The organism is Curvibacter gracilis ATCC BAA-807 (assembly GCF_000518645.1).
GTDB lineage: Bacteria > Pseudomonadota > Gammaproteobacteria > Burkholderiales > Burkholderiaceae_C > Curvibacter > Curvibacter gracilis.
Genome location: NZ_JADZ01000018.1, coordinates 1 through 18,444, shown reverse-complemented (window position 1 = coordinate 18,444; position 18,444 = coordinate 1). Strand labels below are relative to the sequence as shown.

General features: G+C 68.7%; 15 protein-coding genes. 2 read left to right on the top strand and 13 right to left on the bottom strand.

From position 1 onward, the window contains the following. Window positions 1–110: 110 nt before the first annotated feature. From L880_RS0115715 to L880_RS0115700, 4 genes are all read right to left on the bottom strand, one after another. Complete coding sequence (locus L880_RS0115715; protein WP_211245327.1) at window positions 111–896, bottom strand: response regulator transcription factor; 786 nt, start codon at window positions 894–896, stop codon at window positions 111–113. Further along, window positions 893–2,017 (bottom strand): sensor histidine kinase, encoded by a 1,125-nt coding sequence (locus L880_RS34430; RefSeq protein WP_051443347.1) that lies wholly within the window; start codon window positions 2,015–2,017, stop codon window positions 893–895. The genes L880_RS0115715 and L880_RS34430 overlap by 4 nt, the downstream gene beginning before the upstream one ends. A gap of 102 nt (window positions 2,018–2,119) precedes the next feature. After that, window positions 2,120–5,020, bottom strand: coding sequence for an HD domain-containing phosphohydrolase (locus tag L880_RS0115705; RefSeq protein ID WP_027476491.1), 2,901 nt, complete (start codon window positions 5,018–5,020; stop codon window positions 2,120–2,122). Between the two features lie 30 nt (window positions 5,021–5,050). Next, a complete protein-coding gene (locus tag L880_RS0115700) occupies window positions 5,051–5,590 on the bottom strand; it encodes a putative pterin-binding protein (RefSeq protein WP_027476490.1) in 540 nt (179 codons plus the stop codon). 289 nt (window positions 5,591–5,879) lie between these two features. Between L880_RS0115700 and L880_RS34425 the strand changes: the two genes are divergently transcribed. Further along, on the top strand, window positions 5,880–8,192 hold the full coding sequence (locus L880_RS34425) for a methyl-accepting chemotaxis protein (protein WP_051443346.1): 2,313 nt from the start codon (window positions 5,880–5,882) through the stop codon (window positions 8,190–8,192). Window positions 8,193–8,222: 30 nt separating this feature from the next. Here the strand turns inward: L880_RS34425 and L880_RS0115690 are convergent, their stop codons facing one another. The 9 genes from L880_RS0115690 to L880_RS0115650 all read right to left on the bottom strand — a co-directional run bounded on the left by L880_RS0115690 (window position 8,223) and on the right by L880_RS0115650 (window position 17,866). Continuing rightward, window positions 8,223–9,638 carry an MFS transporter gene (locus L880_RS0115690; RefSeq protein ID WP_027476489.1) on the bottom strand — a complete coding sequence of 472 codons (1,416 nt, stop codon included), beginning with the start codon at window positions 9,636–9,638 and terminating at the stop codon, window positions 8,223–8,225. A gap of 67 nt (window positions 9,639–9,705) precedes the next feature. Next, window positions 9,706–10,617, bottom strand: a complete 912-nt coding sequence (locus L880_RS0115685) for a polysaccharide deacetylase family protein (RefSeq protein WP_027476488.1) — start codon at window positions 10,615–10,617, stop codon at window positions 9,706–9,708. A gap of 25 nt (window positions 10,618–10,642) precedes the next feature. Continuing rightward, a complete protein-coding gene (locus L880_RS0115680; RefSeq protein ID WP_027476487.1) occupies window positions 10,643–11,686 on the bottom strand; it encodes a bifunctional UDP-4-keto-pentose/UDP-xylose synthase in 1,044 nt (347 codons plus the stop codon). Between the two features lie 32 nt (window positions 11,687–11,718). After that, window positions 11,719–12,702 (bottom strand): formyltransferase, encoded by a 984-nt coding sequence (locus L880_RS0115675; protein ID WP_027476486.1) that lies wholly within the window; start codon window positions 12,700–12,702, stop codon window positions 11,719–11,721. After that, a complete protein-coding gene (locus L880_RS0115670; RefSeq protein ID WP_051443345.1) occupies window positions 12,699–13,679 on the bottom strand; it encodes a glycosyltransferase in 981 nt (326 codons plus the stop codon). The genes L880_RS0115675 and L880_RS0115670 overlap by 4 nt, the downstream gene beginning before the upstream one ends. Before the next feature lie 19 nt (window positions 13,680–13,698). Next, entirely contained in the window at window positions 13,699–14,805 is a 1,107-nt protein-coding gene (locus L880_RS0115665; RefSeq protein WP_157462916.1) for a DegT/DnrJ/EryC1/StrS family aminotransferase, read from the bottom strand. 21 nt (window positions 14,806–14,826) lie between these two features. Next, entirely contained in the window at window positions 14,827–15,195 is a 369-nt protein-coding gene (locus tag L880_RS0115660; protein ID WP_019574212.1) for an EamA family transporter, read from the bottom strand. A 27-nt stretch (window positions 15,196–15,222) separates the two neighbouring features. Further along, entirely contained in the window at window positions 15,223–16,893 is a 1,671-nt protein-coding gene (locus tag L880_RS0115655) for a glycosyltransferase family 39 protein (RefSeq protein WP_169737767.1), read from the bottom strand. Window positions 16,894–17,089: 196 nt separating this feature from the next. Beyond that, window positions 17,090–17,866 carry a bestrophin-like domain gene (locus tag L880_RS0115650; RefSeq protein ID WP_027476482.1) on the bottom strand — a complete coding sequence of 259 codons (777 nt, stop codon included), beginning with the start codon at window positions 17,864–17,866 and terminating at the stop codon, window positions 17,090–17,092. Between the two features lie 276 nt (window positions 17,867–18,142). Between L880_RS0115650 and L880_RS32490 the strand changes: the two genes are divergently transcribed. After that, window positions 18,143–18,444, top strand: a 302-nt coding sequence (locus tag L880_RS32490) for a contractile injection system protein, VgrG/Pvc8 family (protein WP_043329633.1), incomplete at its 3' end; no start/stop codon positions are given.

The window sequence follows — 18,444 nt, the reverse complement described above, 5'->3', positions numbered from 1 at the left end:
CAATTGTTCAAAAATGACTTTTTGTGACGATCTGCTGACGTTCGAGTTGCATTTGTTCCAAAAATAGACAGCCGCCGACGCAATCCTCCGGAGACGCCGACGGCGGCAGCTCAAACCCGAACCAGGGGTGCCCGGAACTGGTAGCCCTTGCGGCTCTGGCTGTGCAGCGGCACGTGCAGGGGCGTGGCCTGCTCGATGCGCCGACGCAGGCGGTAGATGGTGGCGTTGAGGCCGTTGTCGGGGCCTTCGGTCAGCGGGCGCCCCAGGCGCTCGTTGAGCGTGTTCTTGCTGACCACGGCACCCTGGGCCTCCAGCAGGCACTCCATGACCGCCATGTCGGTGCCGCTCAGGCCGATGCGGGTTCCATCGGGGGCCAGCAGTTCGGCCTGCAAGGTGTCCAGTTTCCAGCTCAGGCCGGGGCTCTGCACGGCGTTGGGGCTGCTGCGGCGTTGCACGGCCTTGATGGCCATGGTCACCTGTTCGAAACGCACCGGCTTGCTCAGGTGCATGTCGGCGCCGGCTTCCATCACGCGTTCAAACACATCGTTGTCGCGCCGCCCGGTGACCACGATGATGCCGGCTGCGGTCCGCTTGCGCAGGATGCGGATCAACTCCACCCCATCCACCCCGGGCAGGGTCAGGTCCAGCAGGTAGAAACCGTAGTCATAAGGGGCATGGTCGGCCAGCAGGTCATTGCTGTCGCCGTAGCGGCGCACGTTCACGCCCTGCTCCTGGAGGTACTGGGCCAGGTATTCGGCGTATTCCAGATCGTCTTCCACCAGGGCCAGCGTGGCCGGCAGAGTGGCCGCGATCGCCTGGCCGGAGAAAGCGGGTGTCGCGTTGGACGTGGGGGCTTGGGCGTCCGTGATGTCGGTGGTTTCGCTGAGCATGTTCATTCGTCTTCCTGAGGGGGCAAGATCATGCGGATTGTCGAGCCGGCAGCGGATTGCTGCAGCAGGCAGGTCTGTCCGCCGTGCATTTCGAGGATGCGGTGCACCAGGTACAGCCCCAGGCCACGCCCGCCGTGGCAGTGCCGGCCCTGGGTGCCGCGTTCAAACAGGTGGGGCAGCACCTGCGGGTCAAACCCTGTGCCCTGGTCGATCACATCGATCAGCAGTGCCAGGGGCTCGTCCGAGTCGGCCAGGCGCACCACGATGGGCGTGCCGGGCGGGCTGTGGCGCACGGCATTGAGCAGCAGGTTGCGCAGCGCCAGGCGCATCAGGCCCAGGTCCATCGAGGCGGTGCGGGTGGCGGTCTGCCGGTCCACACGCACCCGGGCCTGGTCGGCCTCACCCAGGTCCTGGATGCACACCTGGACAAAAGTGTCGATGTCCATGTCGATGCGGTTGAGCTTGCCCGGGCCGGCCAGCAGTGCAGCCGCTGCCAAGGTGTTGTCGATGCTGCTGCGCACCTGCTGCAGCACCGACTGGGCCCGCTCCAGCCGCTGGGTCAGCCCGGGGGGCGCGATCGTGACCAGGGCTGCCTGGGCGCTTTGCAGGGCGGCCGAGGCATTGTTCAGGGGCTGGCGCACCTCGTGGGCCAGCACATCGAGCATTTCGCTGCGCTCGATCAGCAAGTCTGAAAGCTCCTGCGCCCGCTGTTCAATGTCTTTGCGCATGGCCGTTTCGCGCGCCAGGGCTTCTTCGAGTTGCTTGAGCTGGGTGATCTCGGTGACCGTCACCACAAAGCCTTGCACGACGCCGTCCTGGATGTCGGGCATGTACTTGGCCAGGCTGTTGCGCCGCACCCCGTCCGGCCCTGGGACGACCCGCTCGAATGTTTGCTCCAGGCCTGCCAGTGCGCCTCGGACATAGGGCTCATTCAATGCAAACAGCTCTGGGCCCAACAAGTCCATCAACGTCATGCCGATCATCTTTTCCGGATCCGCACCGAACCAGGTCTTGTAGGCACCGTTGGCGTATCGGCAACGCAACCCCTGATCCCAATAGGCGATCATGGTCGGGGTCTTCTGCATCAGAAATTCGATGACCCGCAGGGCGTCTGCTGGAACGTTCATTTTGAACAAGTGTATTTGACGTAAGGCATTTTTCGCTTTACGAACTGCTATTTTCGCACGTTGCACCACTTTGGGGCGCAAGACGAGTGATCGCACGCCAGATCAGGTCTTGAGAGGCAGCAGGGCTTCGATCGAGGCCGGATCGACGGGGTCGATCTGTGCAGGCAGTAGGTGGCTCTGGGCCAGGCGCTGCCACAGCGCGCTGCGCAGGAAGTACCGGAACAATTCAGCGTCCAGGTGCTGCTCCCGGCACATGCGCGCCATGATGGCCAGGGTTTCGCTCAAGGGCTTGGGCGTCTTGTAGGGGCGGTCGGCCGCCGTGAGGGCCTCGAACACATCGGCCAGCGCCATCACCCGCTCGGGCAGGCCGAGCTGGTCGGCCTTCAGGCGTCGCGGGTAGCCCTGGCCGTCCAGGCGCTCGTGGTGCGTGGCGGCCAGCTCGGGCACCCGGCTCAGGGCCTGGGGCCAGGGCAGGGTCTTGAGCATGGTGTAGGTCTGCACGATGTGCTCGTTGATGCGGAAGCGGTCTTCCTCCGTCAAGGTGCCACGGCGCACCGAGAGGTTGTGCAGCTCGCCCATGTTCTGCTTGTGCCGAGGCAGGGCCATGTCAAAACCGTACACATTGCCTGGGGCGCCTTTTTCCACCGGCGGGCGCCGCTCGCCCCAGGGCACGCAGTGTTCAGGCCGATCGGCCAGCAGGGCTTCGCTGGCGGGCAGGGGCGGGGCCTCCGGGCGGGCTTGCTGCAGGCGATTCAACTCCTCCACCGACAAACCCAGCCGGTCATCAAAGTGGCGCAGCCAGGTCTGGGCGCCCAGCGCATGCAGGCGGGCGATGGCCTCATCACTCAGGGCTTCGCTGCCCAGGTTGCAGGCAGCGACAAAGGCAAAATCCTCTTGCAGGCTGCGCTGACGCTCGGCCAAGGCGGCGCGGGCCGCATCAGCGTCCTGCCCCTGGGCCTGGGCCTGCCAGCAGGCGATCTCGGCGTCGCGCCACAGCAGCTCGAAGCGCAGCCGCACTTCATGGATGCGGTTGCCGATCAGCTCCAGTTTGGTGGCCTTGTCGACGATGTGCTCCGGGCTGGTGACCTTGCCGCAGTCGTGCAGCCAGGCCCCGAGCTGGAAGGCATAGCGCTCCTGCTCGTTCAAACGAAAGCCCGCGTAGGGCCCGCTGGCGTCGGCCTGCAACTGGTCCATCATCTGGATGGCCAGCTCGGGCACGCGTTCGCAGTGGCCGCCGGTGTAGGGGCTCTTGGCGTCGATCGCGTCGGCCATCAGCCGGATCACACCGTCGAGCAGCTTTTTCTGGGCATCGATCAGCTGGCGCGTCTCGATCGACACGGCCAGCATGCCCGAAAGCTGTTGCGCAAATTGCTGGAAGGCCTGGCCTTCGTGGCCATCGTTGCCCTGGTGCACCAACACCAGCAGGCCCTGGCGGTCGCCCTGGCGCCCCTGCAGCAGCAGCTCACTGCGCTGTTCGCCGGCCGGCCCGGGCGCTGCGGCACCTGGCCCGGTCAATTGGGCTTCGAACGGGGAGGCCGGCTGGCCATGAACTGCGGCGCGCTGCATGCAGCCTGCACCCTCGTCCCAGAGGTACACCGCCCCGGCACGGCTGCGCGTGGCCTGCACCAGTTGCTGCAGCACCTGTTCGAGCATGCGTTCGACCTCGGGCTCGGTGGCCATCTGGTGGCTGAGCCTGAGAAAGCTCTCGATGGTCTGGCTCATGCCTTGCATCGCCAGCGCCAGCTCATTGACCTCCTTGATGGCCGAGGGGCGCAGGGCGGCCGGCGTGAATTGAAACCGCGCCACCTCACGGGCCTTGCTGGTCAACCCTTCGATGCCATGGCCGATGCGCGCCGCCATGGGCCAGCTCAAGGCGAGCATGGCCAGCACCAGCACCACCACGAGCAGCACGATGCGAAGCCGTTTGGCGCTCAGCTCGCCCAGCACCTCGTCCACCGGCGCGGTCACCAGCAGGCGCATGCCCTGGTCGGACCACATCTCGAAGGGCAGCACCAGGCCCAGCACTTCCTGCCCCTGCACCTGCAGCACGCGGGCCTGGCCCAGGCCCGCCTGGGGGGCGGGCTGGGTGCCTTGCTCCGCGAGTGCGCTCAGCCCGGCCTCACCCAGGTCCTGCACCCGGCGAAATCGCGGCAGGCCCTGGCCGGCCAGACCGGCCTGGGGGTGGTCGGGATCGGCGAGCACTTCCTGGCGGGCATTCACCAGCGCGATCCGGGCGTGCGGCGTCACGCGCAGATCGGCCAGCGAGCGACTGAGCTGGTCCAGCACCACATCCAGGCCGACCACGGCCTGCCCTGAATGGCTCAACTGGCTCAGGGTGACCCCCAGCTCCTGCGTGGTGAAGTAGGCATAGGGCTCGGACAGCGAGGGCTGCCCTGTGGCCTGGGCCTCCTGGTACCAGGGGCGTGTGCGGGGGTCGAAGCGGTAGTCGGGCATGGCCCGCCGCTCCAGCAGTCGGCGCGCGGTGTCAAAGAACAGGTACTCGCCCTGCCAGCGGCCCTGGCGGTCGCGGGCGCGCGATTGGGCCATGAAGTTCGACTTGGGCGGTGCGCCAAACAGCTTGCGCTGGGCCGGCTGGTCCAGCGGGCGCACCAGCAAGAAGGCGCCGTCTTCGTAGCCCACATAGACCGAGGACAGCAGCGGGTTGGCCACCAGCTCCTCCGACAGCACGTAGATGCGCTCCAGTCGTTCGTCCAGCGTGCGTGCGGTGGTGATGGGGTCGAAGGTGAGCTGACGCAGAGTGGACTTGGCTGGCTCCAGCAGGCCTCTGGCCCGCTCCGTCACCAGCTTGCCTGCGTCCGTGGCCATGCGTGTCGCGGTGAAGATCGCGTTGGACCGGGCCCCGGCCCAGCCGGTGCCGATCACCACCACGGCCACCAGCAACATGGAGAACACCACCACGGTGGCGATCGAAACCCGCAGTGAGAGGCCACGGCCTGTTTCCGTCCGCCCCGGTTGGGTGAGGGTGCTGGCGCTGGAGCTCATGCGGTGTCCCGGTGTGCGGTGGCCGGGTGCTCAGTCGATCCGGATCGACACCAGCTGCCAGATGGAGCGGTCGCGGAACTGGTCCAGCAGTGCGCCCTGGGCCTGGTCGAAGGGGTAGACCACAAACAGCGGGCCTTTGGTGCGCGTCGGGATGGCCTGGCCATTCATCTTGAGGGCCAGCACCACGTCCCAGTGCTCCAGGTCTTCCATCGGGATCTCCACCTTGTAATCGTTGACGGCCACCAGGGTCAGGCGGCTGCCTTGGGCCTCGGCGGCTTTGAGCACCTCGCGCAGCAGCGGCCCCTCGAACGAGACCGGCCGCGGGTCCCACGGGGTCTTGACACTGAAACGGCGCTGCGCAAGCGCACTCAGCATGGCCAGGTCGAACACGGCCTGCGCGCCCTGATTGGCTTGACCGACCCGGCCCGACAGGGTCAGCAGCACAGCCCCTGTGGGCTCGGGCAGCTTGCCGGCGGCGGCGCTGCGCCCCAGCAGGACCCATGCCAGGGGCAGAGCGAATCGGAGCAGGGCGCTGCGACGGCCCGGGGGCCGCATGGACTTGAGTGCCATTTCAATCCCACATGTTACGAATTGTTCTTTCAGGACATTATGGCCGCCTGCCTGCCGATGTGTCTTTCGTGCTGCGCAGCTGTCTGTCGCGCGCATCACCGGGCCACTTGACAGTTGTGGTTGCGGTTGCAAGCCAGGCCCAGCCCTGGGCGGCGTCGGCACGGGCTTCCCGGCTGTTCTTGATGGATGTCAGGAAACCCGAGGGGGTGTTGTGACAAAGTGTCAACAAAAGCAGGGCATCACCTGCAGCGCCCCTTCACCCTCACCCCCCCCTCCTGTCTGATCCCGCATGAGCTTTGTCGATTCCTCCCTGTGGCGGCCTGGTGCCGCTTTGATGCGTGGCCTGCGTTTCCCGGCCAAGATGACCTTGATCTCGGCGGCCTTCCTGCTGCCTGTGGCCTGGCTGCTGCTCGCCTACGGCAGCGCCAAGAATGCCGAGCTGGACTTTGTTGCCACCGAGCGGCAAGGCGTGCGTTACAGCCAGGCCTTGGCCCCGGTGGTGGATGCCGCCAGTGTCTGGCGGTACCGGGCCCGCAACGCGGCCGCGGGCCAGGCCGGGGGTGAACTGGCCCAGGCCCAGGCGCAATACCAGCAGGCCGTGCAGAAGCTGCAGGCCCTGGACACCGAACTCGGCGAGCGACTGGGCAGCAGTGCGGCCTTGCGTCAGGTGCTGGAGGCCAGCCGGGAGGCCAGCCAGTCCAGCAGCACGCCCGAGGCCGTTTTCACGGCCATGAACAAGTTGGCGGCCGCCCTCAGCCAATTGCAGGACAAGGTCACCGACGGCTCGGGGCTGGCACTGGACTCAGACCTGGCCTCGTTCCACCTGGTGGGCGCCACGCTGATGCAGCCCCCGGGCTTGTTGCGTGACACGGCCGAGCTGCGTGGCCTGGGCCGTGCCGCCCTGGCCAGCGGCCAGCTCAAGCCCGAAGCCGCCGCCAGGCTGCATGCCTTGCTGGGTGTGTTGGCCCATGAGCGCCAGCTGCTCACCGACAACCTCGACAAGGTGCGTGCCGCGGCCCCGGCCGCCGCCGGCCGCCTGAAGACCGATGCCGCCGCCGTGCTGCAGCGCCTGGAAGGCGCCGCGCGCAGCAGCTTCCCCCCAGGGCAGGTCGAGGTGCAGGGCGATGCCGAGGCCTTCCGCGTGCTGGCCACCGAGGCCTTGCAAGCCCAGTCGGATCAGGTGCGGCAGAACCTGGCCGTGCTCGACGACATGCTGGCCGAGCGTGAGGGCGCGCTGCGCCTGCACGTGGGCCTGACGGCGGCACTCACGGTGCTGAGCCTGCTGGTGGCCCTGTATTTCTTCATGGGCTTCTACCGTTCGATGACCGGCGGCTTCAAGCTGCTGCGCAAGTTCCTGCTCAGCATCTCGATGGGCGATCTGCGCACCACGGTCGACACCAAGGGGCGCGACGAGGTGTCCGACCTGATGCGGGAACTGGGCCACATGCAGACCTCGCTCACCGACACCGTGCGCCAGGTGCAGCAGGCCAGCGATCAGGTGGTGCAGGCCAGCACCGAGATCGCCCAGGGCACGGCCGACCTGTCGGCCCGCACCGAGCAGGCCGCTGCTGCACTGGAGCAGTCGTCGGCGGCGTTGGAGCAGACCACCTCGACCATCCAGATGACGGCCGAATCGGTGCGCCGGGCCTCCGAGATCGCCCAGCAAAATGCCAGCACGGCCGAGCAAGGTGGTCGGGTCATGGGTTCGGTGGTGCAGACCATGGAGCGCATCCAGGCCTCGTCGCAAAAAATCAGCGACATCATCGGCGTGATCGATGGCATTGCCTTCCAGACCAACATCCTGGCCCTGAACGCGGCCGTGGAAGCTGCCCGGGCTGGCGAGCAGGGCCGGGGCTTTGCCGTGGTGGCAGGCGAGGTGCGCAGCCTGGCCCAGCGCAGCGCGGTGGCGGCCAAGGAGATCAAGACCCTGATCGCGGGCAGCACCGAAGAGGTCAGCTCGGGATCGGCCGTGGTGCGCCAGGCCGGCCAGACCATGCAGGAGATCGTGGCCAGCGCCGAGAACGTGAAATCGCTGCTCGACGAGGTGGCCAATGGCGCGCGCGAACAAAGCCTGGGCGTGACCCAGATCGGCGCCGCGGTGCAGGAACTGGACCGCAACACCCAGGCCAACGCCGCCCTGGTCGAAGAAACGGCCGCAGCCGCCGGCTCGCAACGCCGGGTGGCCGTGGCCATGGCGGCCACGGTGGACGAGTTCCGCCTGCCCGGCCACCGGGCCGCGGCCCTGGTGGAAGGCGTGGATGTGGACGCCATCATCGACGCCCACCGCCAATGGAAGGTGAAGCTGCGCCAGGCGATTGAAGACCGCAGCCAGGTCGATACCGCCACCCTGTCGCGCGACGACTGCTGTGCCCTGGGCAAGTGGATCTATGGCGACGGCCAGCGCCTGGCCGAGCGCACCACCTTCAGCGCACTGGTGGGCCGCCACGCCCACTTCCACCGCGTGGCGGGCCAGGTGGGCGAGTTGATCAACCAGCGCCGCATGCGCGAGGCCGAGGACGCCCTGGCGCCCGGCACCGCGTTTGCGCAGGCCACCAGCGAAGTGGTCAGCACCCTCTCATCGGCCAAGCGCCTGGGCTTTTGAGCCGCAGGGCGCAGAGCTCGGTTGTCGGGCTCAGCGCTGGCGCGTGAACAGCCGCGCCGTGCTGGCCGCGGCCCCGAGCGCGGCTGTGCCGCAACCCACGGCCAGGGCGGTCTTGGCACCGTGCGTGCCCCCCAGGGCAAAACACAGGGCCACCCCGGCGGCCCCGCTGGCCTGGCCGGTCAGGCGGGCCAGGGCGATCATGCCGCTGGCCCCGCTGGCGCGTTCAGGCGGGGCGCTGGACATCAGCGCGCGCAGATTGGGCGACTGGAAAAAGCCGAAACCCGCCCCACACACGCACAGGCGCAGCACCAGGTCCAGCGTGCCGGGTTGCTCGGGCAGCAGGGCCAGCGACAGCATGCCCCCACTCAGCACCGCCAGCCCGATGCCCCCCAGCAGGCCCGGCGGGTGCCGGTCTGACAGGCGCCCCGCAAAGGGGGCCGCCGCCGCCACCACCACCGGCCAGGCCGACATCAGAAAGCCTGTGTCCACCGGATTGCGGTGCAGCACCTGCTCCAAGAAGAAGGGCAGCGACACAAAGGCCAGCCCCTGGGTGGCAAAGGCGCTCAGCGCCGTCAGCACCGACAGGGCAAACAGCGGCCGGCGCAGCAGGTCCACCGGCAGCATGGGCGCCGGGTGCCCGGCCTGGCGCCACAGCAGCAGCGCCCCGGCCACCACCGTCACGCTGGCCGGGATGGCCACCAGGGGCCAGGGCTCTTGCTGGGCTGCGGCACCCAGCGCCCCGATCAGGGTGGAGAAGGTGAGGGCGGTGAACACCGCCGTCAGCGGGTCAAAGCCGTGGTCGCGTGGCGTGCTGTGCGGCAAGGTGCGCCAGCCAAAGCCCAGGGCCAGCAGGCCCAGCGGCACGTTGATGGCAAACAGCCAGGGCCAGTCGGCCACGCTCAGCACCAGCGAAGCCACCGTGGGCCCCACCGCAAAGAACACCCCCACCACCAGCGCGTTCATGCCCACGCCGCGCCCCAGGCGCGAGGCCGGGTACAGCAGCCGGATCAACGCGATGTTCACGCTCATGATGGCCGCCGCCCCCATGCCCTGCAGGCCCCGGGCCAGTGCCAGCAGCGTCAGCGTGGGGGCCAGTGCGCAGGCCAGCGAGGCCAGTGTGAAGAAGGCCAGCCCACCCATGAACACGCGCCGCGGCCCGATCCGGTCGCCCAGCGCCGCAAACGGCAGCAGCAGGGCCACGGTGGCCAACTGGTAGGCATTGACCACCCAGATCGAGGCCGCCGGGGGCGCGTTCAGGTCATGGGCAATCGCCGGCAGCGCGGTGTTGGCAATGGCCGTGTCCAGCGTGCCCAGCCCCACGCCCATGAGGATGGCCGCCAGCGCCAGCAGCGCGCTGCGGTCCAGCCCGTGGTCGGGGTCTTCAGGTGGGGTGGGTGAGTGGGCGGGCCCGGGACGGGCGCTGGGCGATGCTGGCGGTGCGGACATGTCGCCGACTATATCGGCGCGGGCCAAAACGTGCTGGCGAGGCCGTGCGGGGTGGGGCGGCAGGCTCTCAGCGCGCTAGCGCGGCTTGCTGCACCACCAACTGGCCGCTGCGGCCTGGGATGGTGCCCAGGCCCACGGGGCAGCGCGGCAGGCGGGCCGGCTGCAGGTAGGCGGCGCACTCGCCCAGGGTGGCGAAGCGGTAGCCCTGTTCGCGCCAGCCGCGCAACAGGCGCTCGAACACCGGGGCCAGTTTCTGGCCTTCGAGTTCGGCATGCAGGGTGTAGACGTGCAGCGGCGCCACCTCGCGGGTGCGGGCCAGCAGGGCCTCGTGCACGTTGTCCACGGTCCAGCCGTCCAGGCCCAGCAGCTCGTCGAGCGTGGGCAGGGTGGTGGGCAGCTGCACCGGGCCGATCACCTCGCCCTGGGCATCGCAAGGCCAGTAGGGCTGGGTGCCACGGCCATCCGAGGCCACGCTGAAGCCCAGTTCCTTCTGCAGCCGGTAGGCCGCCTCGTTCATCTGCCAGCCGGCCGCGCCGTGCACGCTGGGGCGGGCGCCGAAGACCTCGCTGTAGCGCTCGACGGCCAGGGTCAGCTCGCGCCGGGTCCAGGCCTCGCTGGCGCCGGCCACGTTGTCTTGCCAGCGCACGTGGTCCCAGGTGTGCACACCGGTCTCGAAGCCAGCGCGCGCGATGGCGCGCAGGCCGTCGGCCTCGCGCCGGCCGATGTCGGGGCCGGGCAGCAGCACCCCATACATCAGGGTCTTGAGGCCGTAATGCTCGACCACCGAGGTGCGCGCCACCTTGCCGAAGAAGCCCGGGCGGAACACGCGCTTGAGCGCCCGGCCCGTGTGGTCCGGCCCCAGGCTGAACAAGAAGGTGGCCGGCGCGTCCAGCCGCTCCAGCAGCTTGGCCAGCGCCGGCACACCTTCGCGCGTGCCACGCCAGGTGTCGACATCGATCTTGAGTGCAATCACGCCCATGGCTTCGCTCCAGGCCGCAGGGCGATCAATTGATCAGGCCGCGGGCGCTGTCGAGTTGGTCTTTGTAGTGCTCAAAAAGGCGGGCCAGGGCCTGCTGCATGGTCACCTCAGGCTTCCAGCCCAGGTCAGCCTGGGTGTTGGCGATCTTGGGCACGCGGCGTTCCACGTCCTGGTAGCCCTTGCCGTAGTACTCGGCCGAGGTGGTTTCCAGCACCTTGACCTGGGCCGCATGGTCGCGGTACTCGGGGATGCTGGCGGCCAGGGTCATCATCTCGCCCACCAGCTCGCGCACCGACAGGTCGTTGCTCGGGTTGCCGATGTTGTAGATGTTGCGGGTGGCGCAGCCGTCCTTGTTGGCCAGGATCAGCATCAGCGCACGGATGCCGTCTTCGATGTCGGTGAAGCAGCGGCGCTGGGCCCCGCCGTCCACCAGCTTGATCGGCTCGCCGCGCACGATGTGGCCCAGGAACTGGGTGATCACGCGGCTGGAGCCTTCCTTGGCGGTGTGCAGGTTGTCCAGGCCCGGGCCGATCCAGTTGAAGGGGCGGAACAGGGTGTAGTCCAGGCCGTGCTGCTGGCCGTAGGCGTGGATCACGCGGTCCAGCAACTGCTTGGAGCAGGCGTAGATCCAGCGCGGCTTGTTGATCGGGCCGTAGACCAGGGGCGAGGCCTCAGGGTCGAACTCGTCGTCGCCGCACATGCCGTACACCTCGCTGGTGCTGGGGAACACGATGCGCTTCTTGTACTTGACGCAGTGGCGCACGATCTCGAGGTTGGCTTCGAAGTCGAGCTCGAACACGCGCAGCGGGTCGCTCACATAGGTGGCCGGGGTGGCGATGGCCACCAGGGGCAGCACCACGTCGCACTTGCGCACGTGGTACTCGATCCATTCCTTGTTGATGGTGATGTCACCTTCAAAGAAGTGGAAGCGGGGGTGGTCCATCCAGGGCTGCACGCGCTCGGACTGCATGTCCATGCCGTAGATGTGCCAGTCGGTGGTTTCGATGATGTGGCGCGTCAGGTGGTGGCCGATGAAGCCGTTGACGCCGAGGATGAGGACGTTTTTCAAGATTTTTTTCCTGTCAATGCCGGGATTTTCGCTCAGTCGCGGGGCGCCAGCGCCTGCCCGGGGTAAAGCGATTGAAAACGGGCCGCGTCCAGTGGGGCGCCATCGAGTCGCGCCGCCAGCACCGGCAGCAGCACACCGTCGGCGCCGCGCAGCAGCAGGCGCCCGTCCTGCACCAGCAGGGCCAGGCTGGAGTCGGCCTGCAGCTTGCCCGCGTCGGGCTCCGCCGGGCCCGGCGCGCCGGCCCACAGGGTGCGGTCGATCTGTACGCGGTGGCCCTCGGCCTCGAAGAAGGCGCCGGGGTAGTCGGGCGGGGCCACGCCGCGCACCCGGTTGTGCGCCTGCCAGGCCGTGGCCGTGGCCGGAATGCGCCCGTCTTCCGGGGTGCGGCGGCCGAAGTACTGGCCGGCGATGTGTTGCTGGGGTTGCAGCACGGCGGTGCCGGCCAGCAGGCCGGGCAGGCAGCGCGCCAGCACCAGCTCGGCGGCCAGCGTGACCTTGTCGAACACCTCGCGGGCCGTGTCGTTGCCCAGGATGGGCACGGCCTGCTGGTCGACGATGGCACCGTGGTCGGGCTTGGCGTTCATCACATGCAGGGTGGCGCCGATCTCGCGTTCGCCGCGCACCACGGCCCAGTTCACCGGGGCCCGGCCGCGGTAGCGCGGCAGCAGCGAGCCGTGCAGGTTGTAGGCGCCGCAGCGCGGCACCTCCAGCACGGCCTGGGGCAGCATGTAGCGGTAATAGAACGAGAACAGGTAGTCGGGGGCCAGGGCCTGCAACTGGGCCAGCAGCTCGGGCGTGTCGGCCGCCTCGGGCGTGATGCAGGGCAGGCCATGCTCGGCCGCCACCTGGGCCACGCTGCCGAACCAGATGGTTTCGTTCGGGTTGTCGGCATGGGTGACCACCAGCCGGATCTGCACCCCGGCGTCGATCAGCACCTTGAGCAGGCGCACGCCCACGTTGTGGTAGGCGAAGACGACCGCGCTGGGGGCGCTGTTGTTGGGCCCGTTGGCGCTCATCGCTTCTGCTCCAGGATGGCGCTGATCACGTAGCGCGGGCGCTGCCGCACCTCGCTGTAGATGCGGCCCACGTACTCGCCGATCAGGCCGATGCCGAACAGGGCCAGCCCGATCAGGAAGAAGGCAATCGCAAACAGGGTGAACAGGCCGCCTTCCTCGGGTCCGATCACGATGCGCCGCCCGATCAGCAGCAGCACCAGCAGCCCGGCACCGGCCGAAATCGCCATGCCCATCAGCGAGAACCACTGCAGCGGCACCACCGAGAAGCTGGTCACCAGGTCGAAGTTGAGGCGGATCAGGCTGTACAGCGAGTACTTGGATTCGCCGGCAAAGCGCTCTTCGTGGCCCACCACCACCTCGGCGGGGTTGCGCGAGAACTGGTAGGCCAGGGCCGGGATGAAGGTGTTCATCTCGCCGCACTGGTTGATCAGCGACACGATGTTGCGGCTGTAGGCGCGCAGCATGCAGCCCTGGTCGGTGATGTCGATGCGGGTGAGCTTGGCGCGCAGGCGGTTCATGGCCTTGCTGGCCCATTTGCGCCAGGCCACATCGTGGCGCTGGCGGCGGATCGAGCCCACGTAGTCGTGCCCCTCGTCCATCTTGGCCAGCAGGGTGGCGATGTCTTCGGGCGGGTTCTGCAGGTCGGCGTCCAGCGTCACGATGCGCTCGCCGCGGCAGTGCGCAAAACCGGCCAGGATGGCGCGGTGCTGGCCGAAGTTGCCGTTGAACAGGATCACCCGGGTCACGTCGGGGCGGCGGTCGAACTGCTCGGCCAGGATGCCCGGCGAGCGGTCGCGGCTGCCGTCGTTGACGAACACCACCTCGTAGCGCACCCCCAACTGGTCGAGCGCGGGGTACAGGCGCGCAAACAGCTGGGCCAGGCCGTCTTCTTCGTTGTAGACCGGGATCACCACGCTCAGCACCGGGTCATCCGGGTGGCGGTCGGCGGGTGGGGCAGAGGCAAGGGTCGGGTTCAAGGGCAGCTCACCAGAAAAATCAAGACAGGGCCAGGCGCACGGCAGCGCACACGCGATCGATATCGCTGTCGGCCATGGCCGGGAACAGGGGCAGGGTCACGGTGCGGCGGCCCACGTCTTCGGCGTGTGGGAACTGGCCTTCAAAGTGGCCCATTTTGCGGTACAGGGTGAACAGGTGCATGGCCGGGTAGTGCACGCCGATGCCGATGCCCTGCTCGCGCATGCGGGCGATGAAGTCGGCCCGGGCCACGCCCACGGGCAGCAGGGGCTGGAACATGTGCCAGTTGCTCTGGCTGAAATCGGCCAGCGGCAAATCAAAACCCAGATCGCGCGGGAACAGCTCGAAATAGCGCTGGGCCAGGGCGATGCGGCGTTGGTTGAAGCCCTCGAGCTGCTTGAGCTGGCCCAAGCCTATGGCCGCGGCCACGTCGGTCAGGTTGCATTTGCCCCCCAGCTCTTCCACGTCGGCGCTGCCGTCGGGGAAGCGCACCACGCCCTGCAGGCGCAGGCGCTCGAAGCGGCGGGCTTCGTCTTCGTTGTTCATCACCAGGCAGCCGCCTTCGGCCGTGGTCATGTTCTTGTTGGCATGGAAGCTGAACGACACCAGGTCGCCCTTCAGGCCGATCTCTTCGCCGGCCCAGTTCGCGCCCATGGACTGGGCGGCGTCCTCGATCACGCGCAGGCCGTGGCGCTGGGCGATGTCGTACAGCCGCTGGCGGTCCACCGGCAGGCCGGCCAGGTCCACCGGCAGCAGGGCCTTGGTGCGCGGGGTGATCGCGGCCTCGACCTGGTCCAGGTCGAAGTTGCGGGTGGCCGGGTCGATGTCGACCAGCACCGGCCGGGCGCCCACCTGCAGGATCACGTTGCCGGTGGCCACCCAGGTCAGGGCGGTGGTGATCACCTCGTCGCCGGGGCCCACGCCGGCCAGGCGCAGGCCAAGCTCCAGGGTGGCGGTGGCCGAGCTGGCCAGGCGCACCGGTCGCCCGCCAAAGCGGGCCGACAGCGCCGCCTCCAGGGCCTGGCAGCGCGGGCCGGTGGTCAGCCAACCCGAGCGCAGCACGGCGCCCACGTCTTCAATGGTGGCTTCGTCGATCGAGGGGCGGGTGAAGGGCAGAAAGGCTTGCAAGAGAGGCTCCAAGAGGCAGGTTCAGCTGCGGGCGATGATAGCGACGCCCAGCAAGATGACGGCCATGCCGCCCCAGCGCTGGGCCGAAATCACCTCGCCCAGCAGGGCCGAGGCCAGCAGCGCGTTGACCACATAGCCGATCGACAGCATGGGGTAGGCCATGCTCACATCGACGCGCGACAAGGCCACGATCCACAGCACCACGCTCAGCACATAGCAGAACAGGCCGCCGATCACCCCGGGGTGGAAGGCCAGCGTCAGGGCCACGTTGCGCAGGCCCTCAAAGCCCTGGATCGGGCCGACCGCGCTGGCGCCCGATTTGAGCAGCAGCTGGGCGCCTGCATTGAGCAGCACGCCGGCCAGAACGAACAGGAAGTCGGTGATTTTCATGGGGTGTGGGCAGAAAAAGGGTGGGGCTCAGGGCTTGGCCAGCAGCACGCGGCGATCGTCGCGCAGCACCACCCGGGCCTGCAGGCCCAGGGCGGTGAGTTCTGTCAGCGTGTCGCCTTCGAGGTAGGCCACGCCACGTGGCTCGGCCTGCCAGCGGGCCACGAACTCGGGCAGGCTGGCGATCCAGCGCTCGGGCTCGTGCTGCTCGCCAAAGCTGAACTCGTCACGGTAGTCCACCAGGGTGACCGGGCGGCGCAGGTAAAAGGGCAGGGTCTGGTCGTAGCTGCGCACGGCGTACACCGGCACGGCCGGGTCGAAGGCCTCGGGCACCGCCCGCACCAGCTCGGCACTGCTTTTCTGCAAACCGTAGCCGTTGTGCGCCTGCAGCCCGATCAGCACGCAGGCGCAATGGCTGATCGCCACCACCCCCACGGCCAGCAGGCGGCGGTTGCGGCGCAGCAGCCACCAGGCCAGCGCGCAGGCGCTCAGGAACAGCCCACTGGCCAGGCCGATGCCGTTGAGCAGGGTGTGTGCCACGGCCGGGTCGCTGTCGCTGCCCGCGATGCGCTCGGCCAGCAGCCAGGCCAGGCCGCCACCCAGCCACAGCAGGGCCGGCAGCCCCAGGTGCCAGGCCAGCGCCCGCTGGCTGGCGCGCTCGATGGCCGGGGCCAGCAGCAGCACCAGGGCCGGGAACATGGGCAGGATGTACGAGGGCAGCTTGGAGCTGGAGATGCTGAAGAACAGCAGCACAAAGCCCGCCCACAAAAGCAGAAAGCTCGGCGCAAAGTCGGCGCGGCGCACCCGGGCCAGCCAGGGCAGGGCGCTGGTCCAGGGCAGAAAGCCCAGCAACAGAAAGGGCAGGAAGTACCAGACCGGGCCCGAGCGGTTGTGGTCGGGCTTGAGGTAGCGGTCAAAGTGCTCGTGCACAAAAAAGAACCAGGCAAAGTCGGGGTTGCGCGCCGACACGGCCCAGAACCAGGGCACGGTGATCAGGGCGAACAGCAGCAGCCCCGGGCCCCAGCGCATGGCGCGCCAGATGCGGAAATCAAGCCGCCACAGGCTGTGCAGCACCAGCACCGCACCCGGGATCAGCAGGCCCACCAGGCCCTTGCTCAGCACCGCCAGCGCCAGGCCGGCCCAGGCCGCCAGCATCCAGCCGCTGCGCGGCCGGCCTTGGTCCTGCGCCTGCTGGCCCAGCAGAAAGCCGCACAGGGCCAGCGTCAGGGCCGCGCACAGGCCGGCATCGAGCGACAGGAAATGGCTGTTCAGCACCAGCCAGGTGGTGCCCGCGCCGGTCAGCAGCGCGATGCGGCCGGTGCGTTCGCCCCACAGGCGGCTGGCGGTGTGGCCCACCAGGCCCAGGGTCAGCAGCCCGGCCAGGCCGGACCACAGCCGGGCGCTGAAATCGCTCACCCCCAGCACGGCCATGGCCAGCGCCCCGCCCCAGTACTGCAGGGGCGGCTTTTCAAAATACAGCAGGCCGTTCAGGCGCGGGGTGATCCAGTCGCCGCTGTGCAGCATGCCCAGCGACAGGGTGGCGTAGCGGCCCTCGTCAGGGGTGATCAGGGCCCGGGTGCCCAGCGGCACCAGCCACAGCAGGGCCAGCGCGAACAGGCCCAGCCAGGTCCAGAGGCCGGCGCGGCCGCGCTGCAGCCCGGGGCCGGGGGCGGGCCTGCCGGCCGGGGCTTGAGGTTTCAAAGGGGGCATCGGCCGGCGTGTTGACGGGTGGCCAGCGCGCGGGAGTCGGATCGGTGTGGGGCCATCGCAACGGACTTCACGCGCACGCTGGTGTGTTGAAGGGGGGGCCGGCCGTCAGGGGCCGGTCGGGCCACGCCTAGGGGCGTTCCCAAGGCCGCTGATTATAGGAGGCGCCCGGGGCGGCCGCCGCTTGGGTTCAAGGGCTCCCGGTGGCCGCCAGCAACGGTGCCGGGGTCACGGCCGTGGGCTGCTGGAAGGGGTTGCCCTGGATCAGCACGATGGTGGCCGTGGGGGCCGCCGCCAGGGCAAACAGCACGGTGGCCGTGGCCACCACCCGGGGCCGGTCGATGTGCACCACCGCCACCGACAGCAGCGTGACAAAGCCCAGAAACGCCATGCCCAGCCATTTCAGCGGGTTGATGTGGGTCTGGCTCAGCGCAATGCGCAGGTCGCGCTGGCCCGCCAGCAGCCGCGCCTCGCGCAGCATCTGGGCCTGCACACCGGCGCCGGCCGCCTGCTCCACCGCCCGGCCGGCCAGCAGGTGCAGCAAGGCCTCGCCCTGGGCCTGCACGGCCGGGCTCTGCTCGCGCCGGGCCAGCTCGGGCCACTCGGCCGCGCTGGCGCGGGCATAGGCCAGCACCGCGTCGTCCAGCGACTGGCGCAACGGCGCGGGCAGGTCACGCCCCAGCACGCGCAAGGTGCGCAGGGCATCGGCCTCCTGGTAGACCGCCGTCATGGCCTTGTCGTGGGCGCTCCAGGTGTCGTTGGCCAGAAAGGCCAGGGTCAGGCCGAACAGCACGCCGATGATGTTGATGAAAGGCGGCGCCACCCCCTGCAGGCCCTGCAGCCAGCCGGCCCAGCGCGAGCGCAGCAGCGCCCATTGGATGAACAGCACGGCCGCCAGCGTGCCCAGCACGGCAAAGGCGGCGTAGGCGTAGTGGTCGTAGGCCAGCCAGGAGGTGGTTGGTGTCATGAAGAACGGAGGGCGGGGTCGGGGTCGGGGTCGGGTTGCACATCATGTTGCCATGCCCAGGCCGACCTGCCCAGCGACCCAGATCAAGCTGGCGTCGAGTAGCGCCAACGCCCAACCTTTGGTCGCCTGCTGCGGCGCTGGTCCGCGCTGGTTGACGTCTGGCAACACCTCAGCGGCCTTGCTTTCACAGCCTCACCAAGCCTGACAGCCTGGGCAGCCAAGCCTTCCTAGAGTGCGGCGCTGAAGCCAACAGCGCCTTCAGGGAGGATCGTCACCGTGCCCCGCACCGTCACCTACTGGTCTGCCGTGGCCCTTGAACTCAAGGGCAGCCCGGCCTTCGAAGTGCATAACCTGAGCGGGCGCGAAGCGCTGGGCGAGCTGTTCGAGTACAGCGTCGTGCTGCAAAGCCCCGACAGCCCCGACCTGAGCGAGCACGTCACGGCCAACCTGCCCTACAAGCAGATGGTGGGCCGCGAGGCGGGCGTGCGCATTGAGCTGGACGGGGGCGGCCAGCGCGAGATCAACGGCCTGGTCACCCGCGCCCGCTACCTGCGCTCGGAGAACCGGCGCAGCCTCTA

Bases quoted from the DNA above. Each gene is read 5' to 3' on its own strand.
- L880_RS0115715 (WP_211245327.1), bottom strand. From the start codon at position 896: ATGAACATGCTCAGCGAAACCACCGACATCACGGACGCCCAAGCCCCC.
- L880_RS34430 (WP_051443347.1), bottom strand. From the start codon at position 2,017: ATGAACGTTCCAGCAGACGCCCTGCGGGTCATCGAATTTCTGATGCAG.
- L880_RS0115705 (WP_027476491.1), bottom strand. From the start codon at position 5,020: ATGAGCTCCAGCGCCAGCACCCTCACCCAACCGGGGCGGACGGAAACA.
- L880_RS0115700 (WP_027476490.1), bottom strand. From the start codon at position 5,590: ATGGCACTCAAGTCCATGCGGCCCCCGGGCCGTCGCAGCGCCCTGCTC.
- L880_RS34425 (WP_051443346.1), top strand. From the start codon at position 5,880: ATGAGCTTTGTCGATTCCTCCCTGTGGCGGCCTGGTGCCGCTTTGATG.
- L880_RS0115690 (WP_027476489.1), bottom strand. From the start codon at position 9,638: ATGTCCGCACCGCCAGCATCGCCCAGCGCCCGTCCCGGGCCCGCCCAC.
- L880_RS0115685 (WP_027476488.1), bottom strand. From the start codon at position 10,617: ATGGGCGTGATTGCACTCAAGATCGATGTCGACACCTGGCGTGGCACG.
- L880_RS0115675 (WP_027476486.1), bottom strand. From the start codon at position 12,702: ATGAGCGCCAACGGGCCCAACAACAGCGCCCCCAGCGCGGTCGTCTTC.
- L880_RS0115660 (WP_019574212.1), bottom strand. From the start codon at position 15,195: ATGAAAATCACCGACTTCCTGTTCGTTCTGGCCGGCGTGCTGCTCAAT.
- L880_RS0115650 (WP_027476482.1), bottom strand. From the start codon at position 17,866: ATGACACCAACCACCTCCTGGCTGGCCTACGACCACTACGCCTACGCC.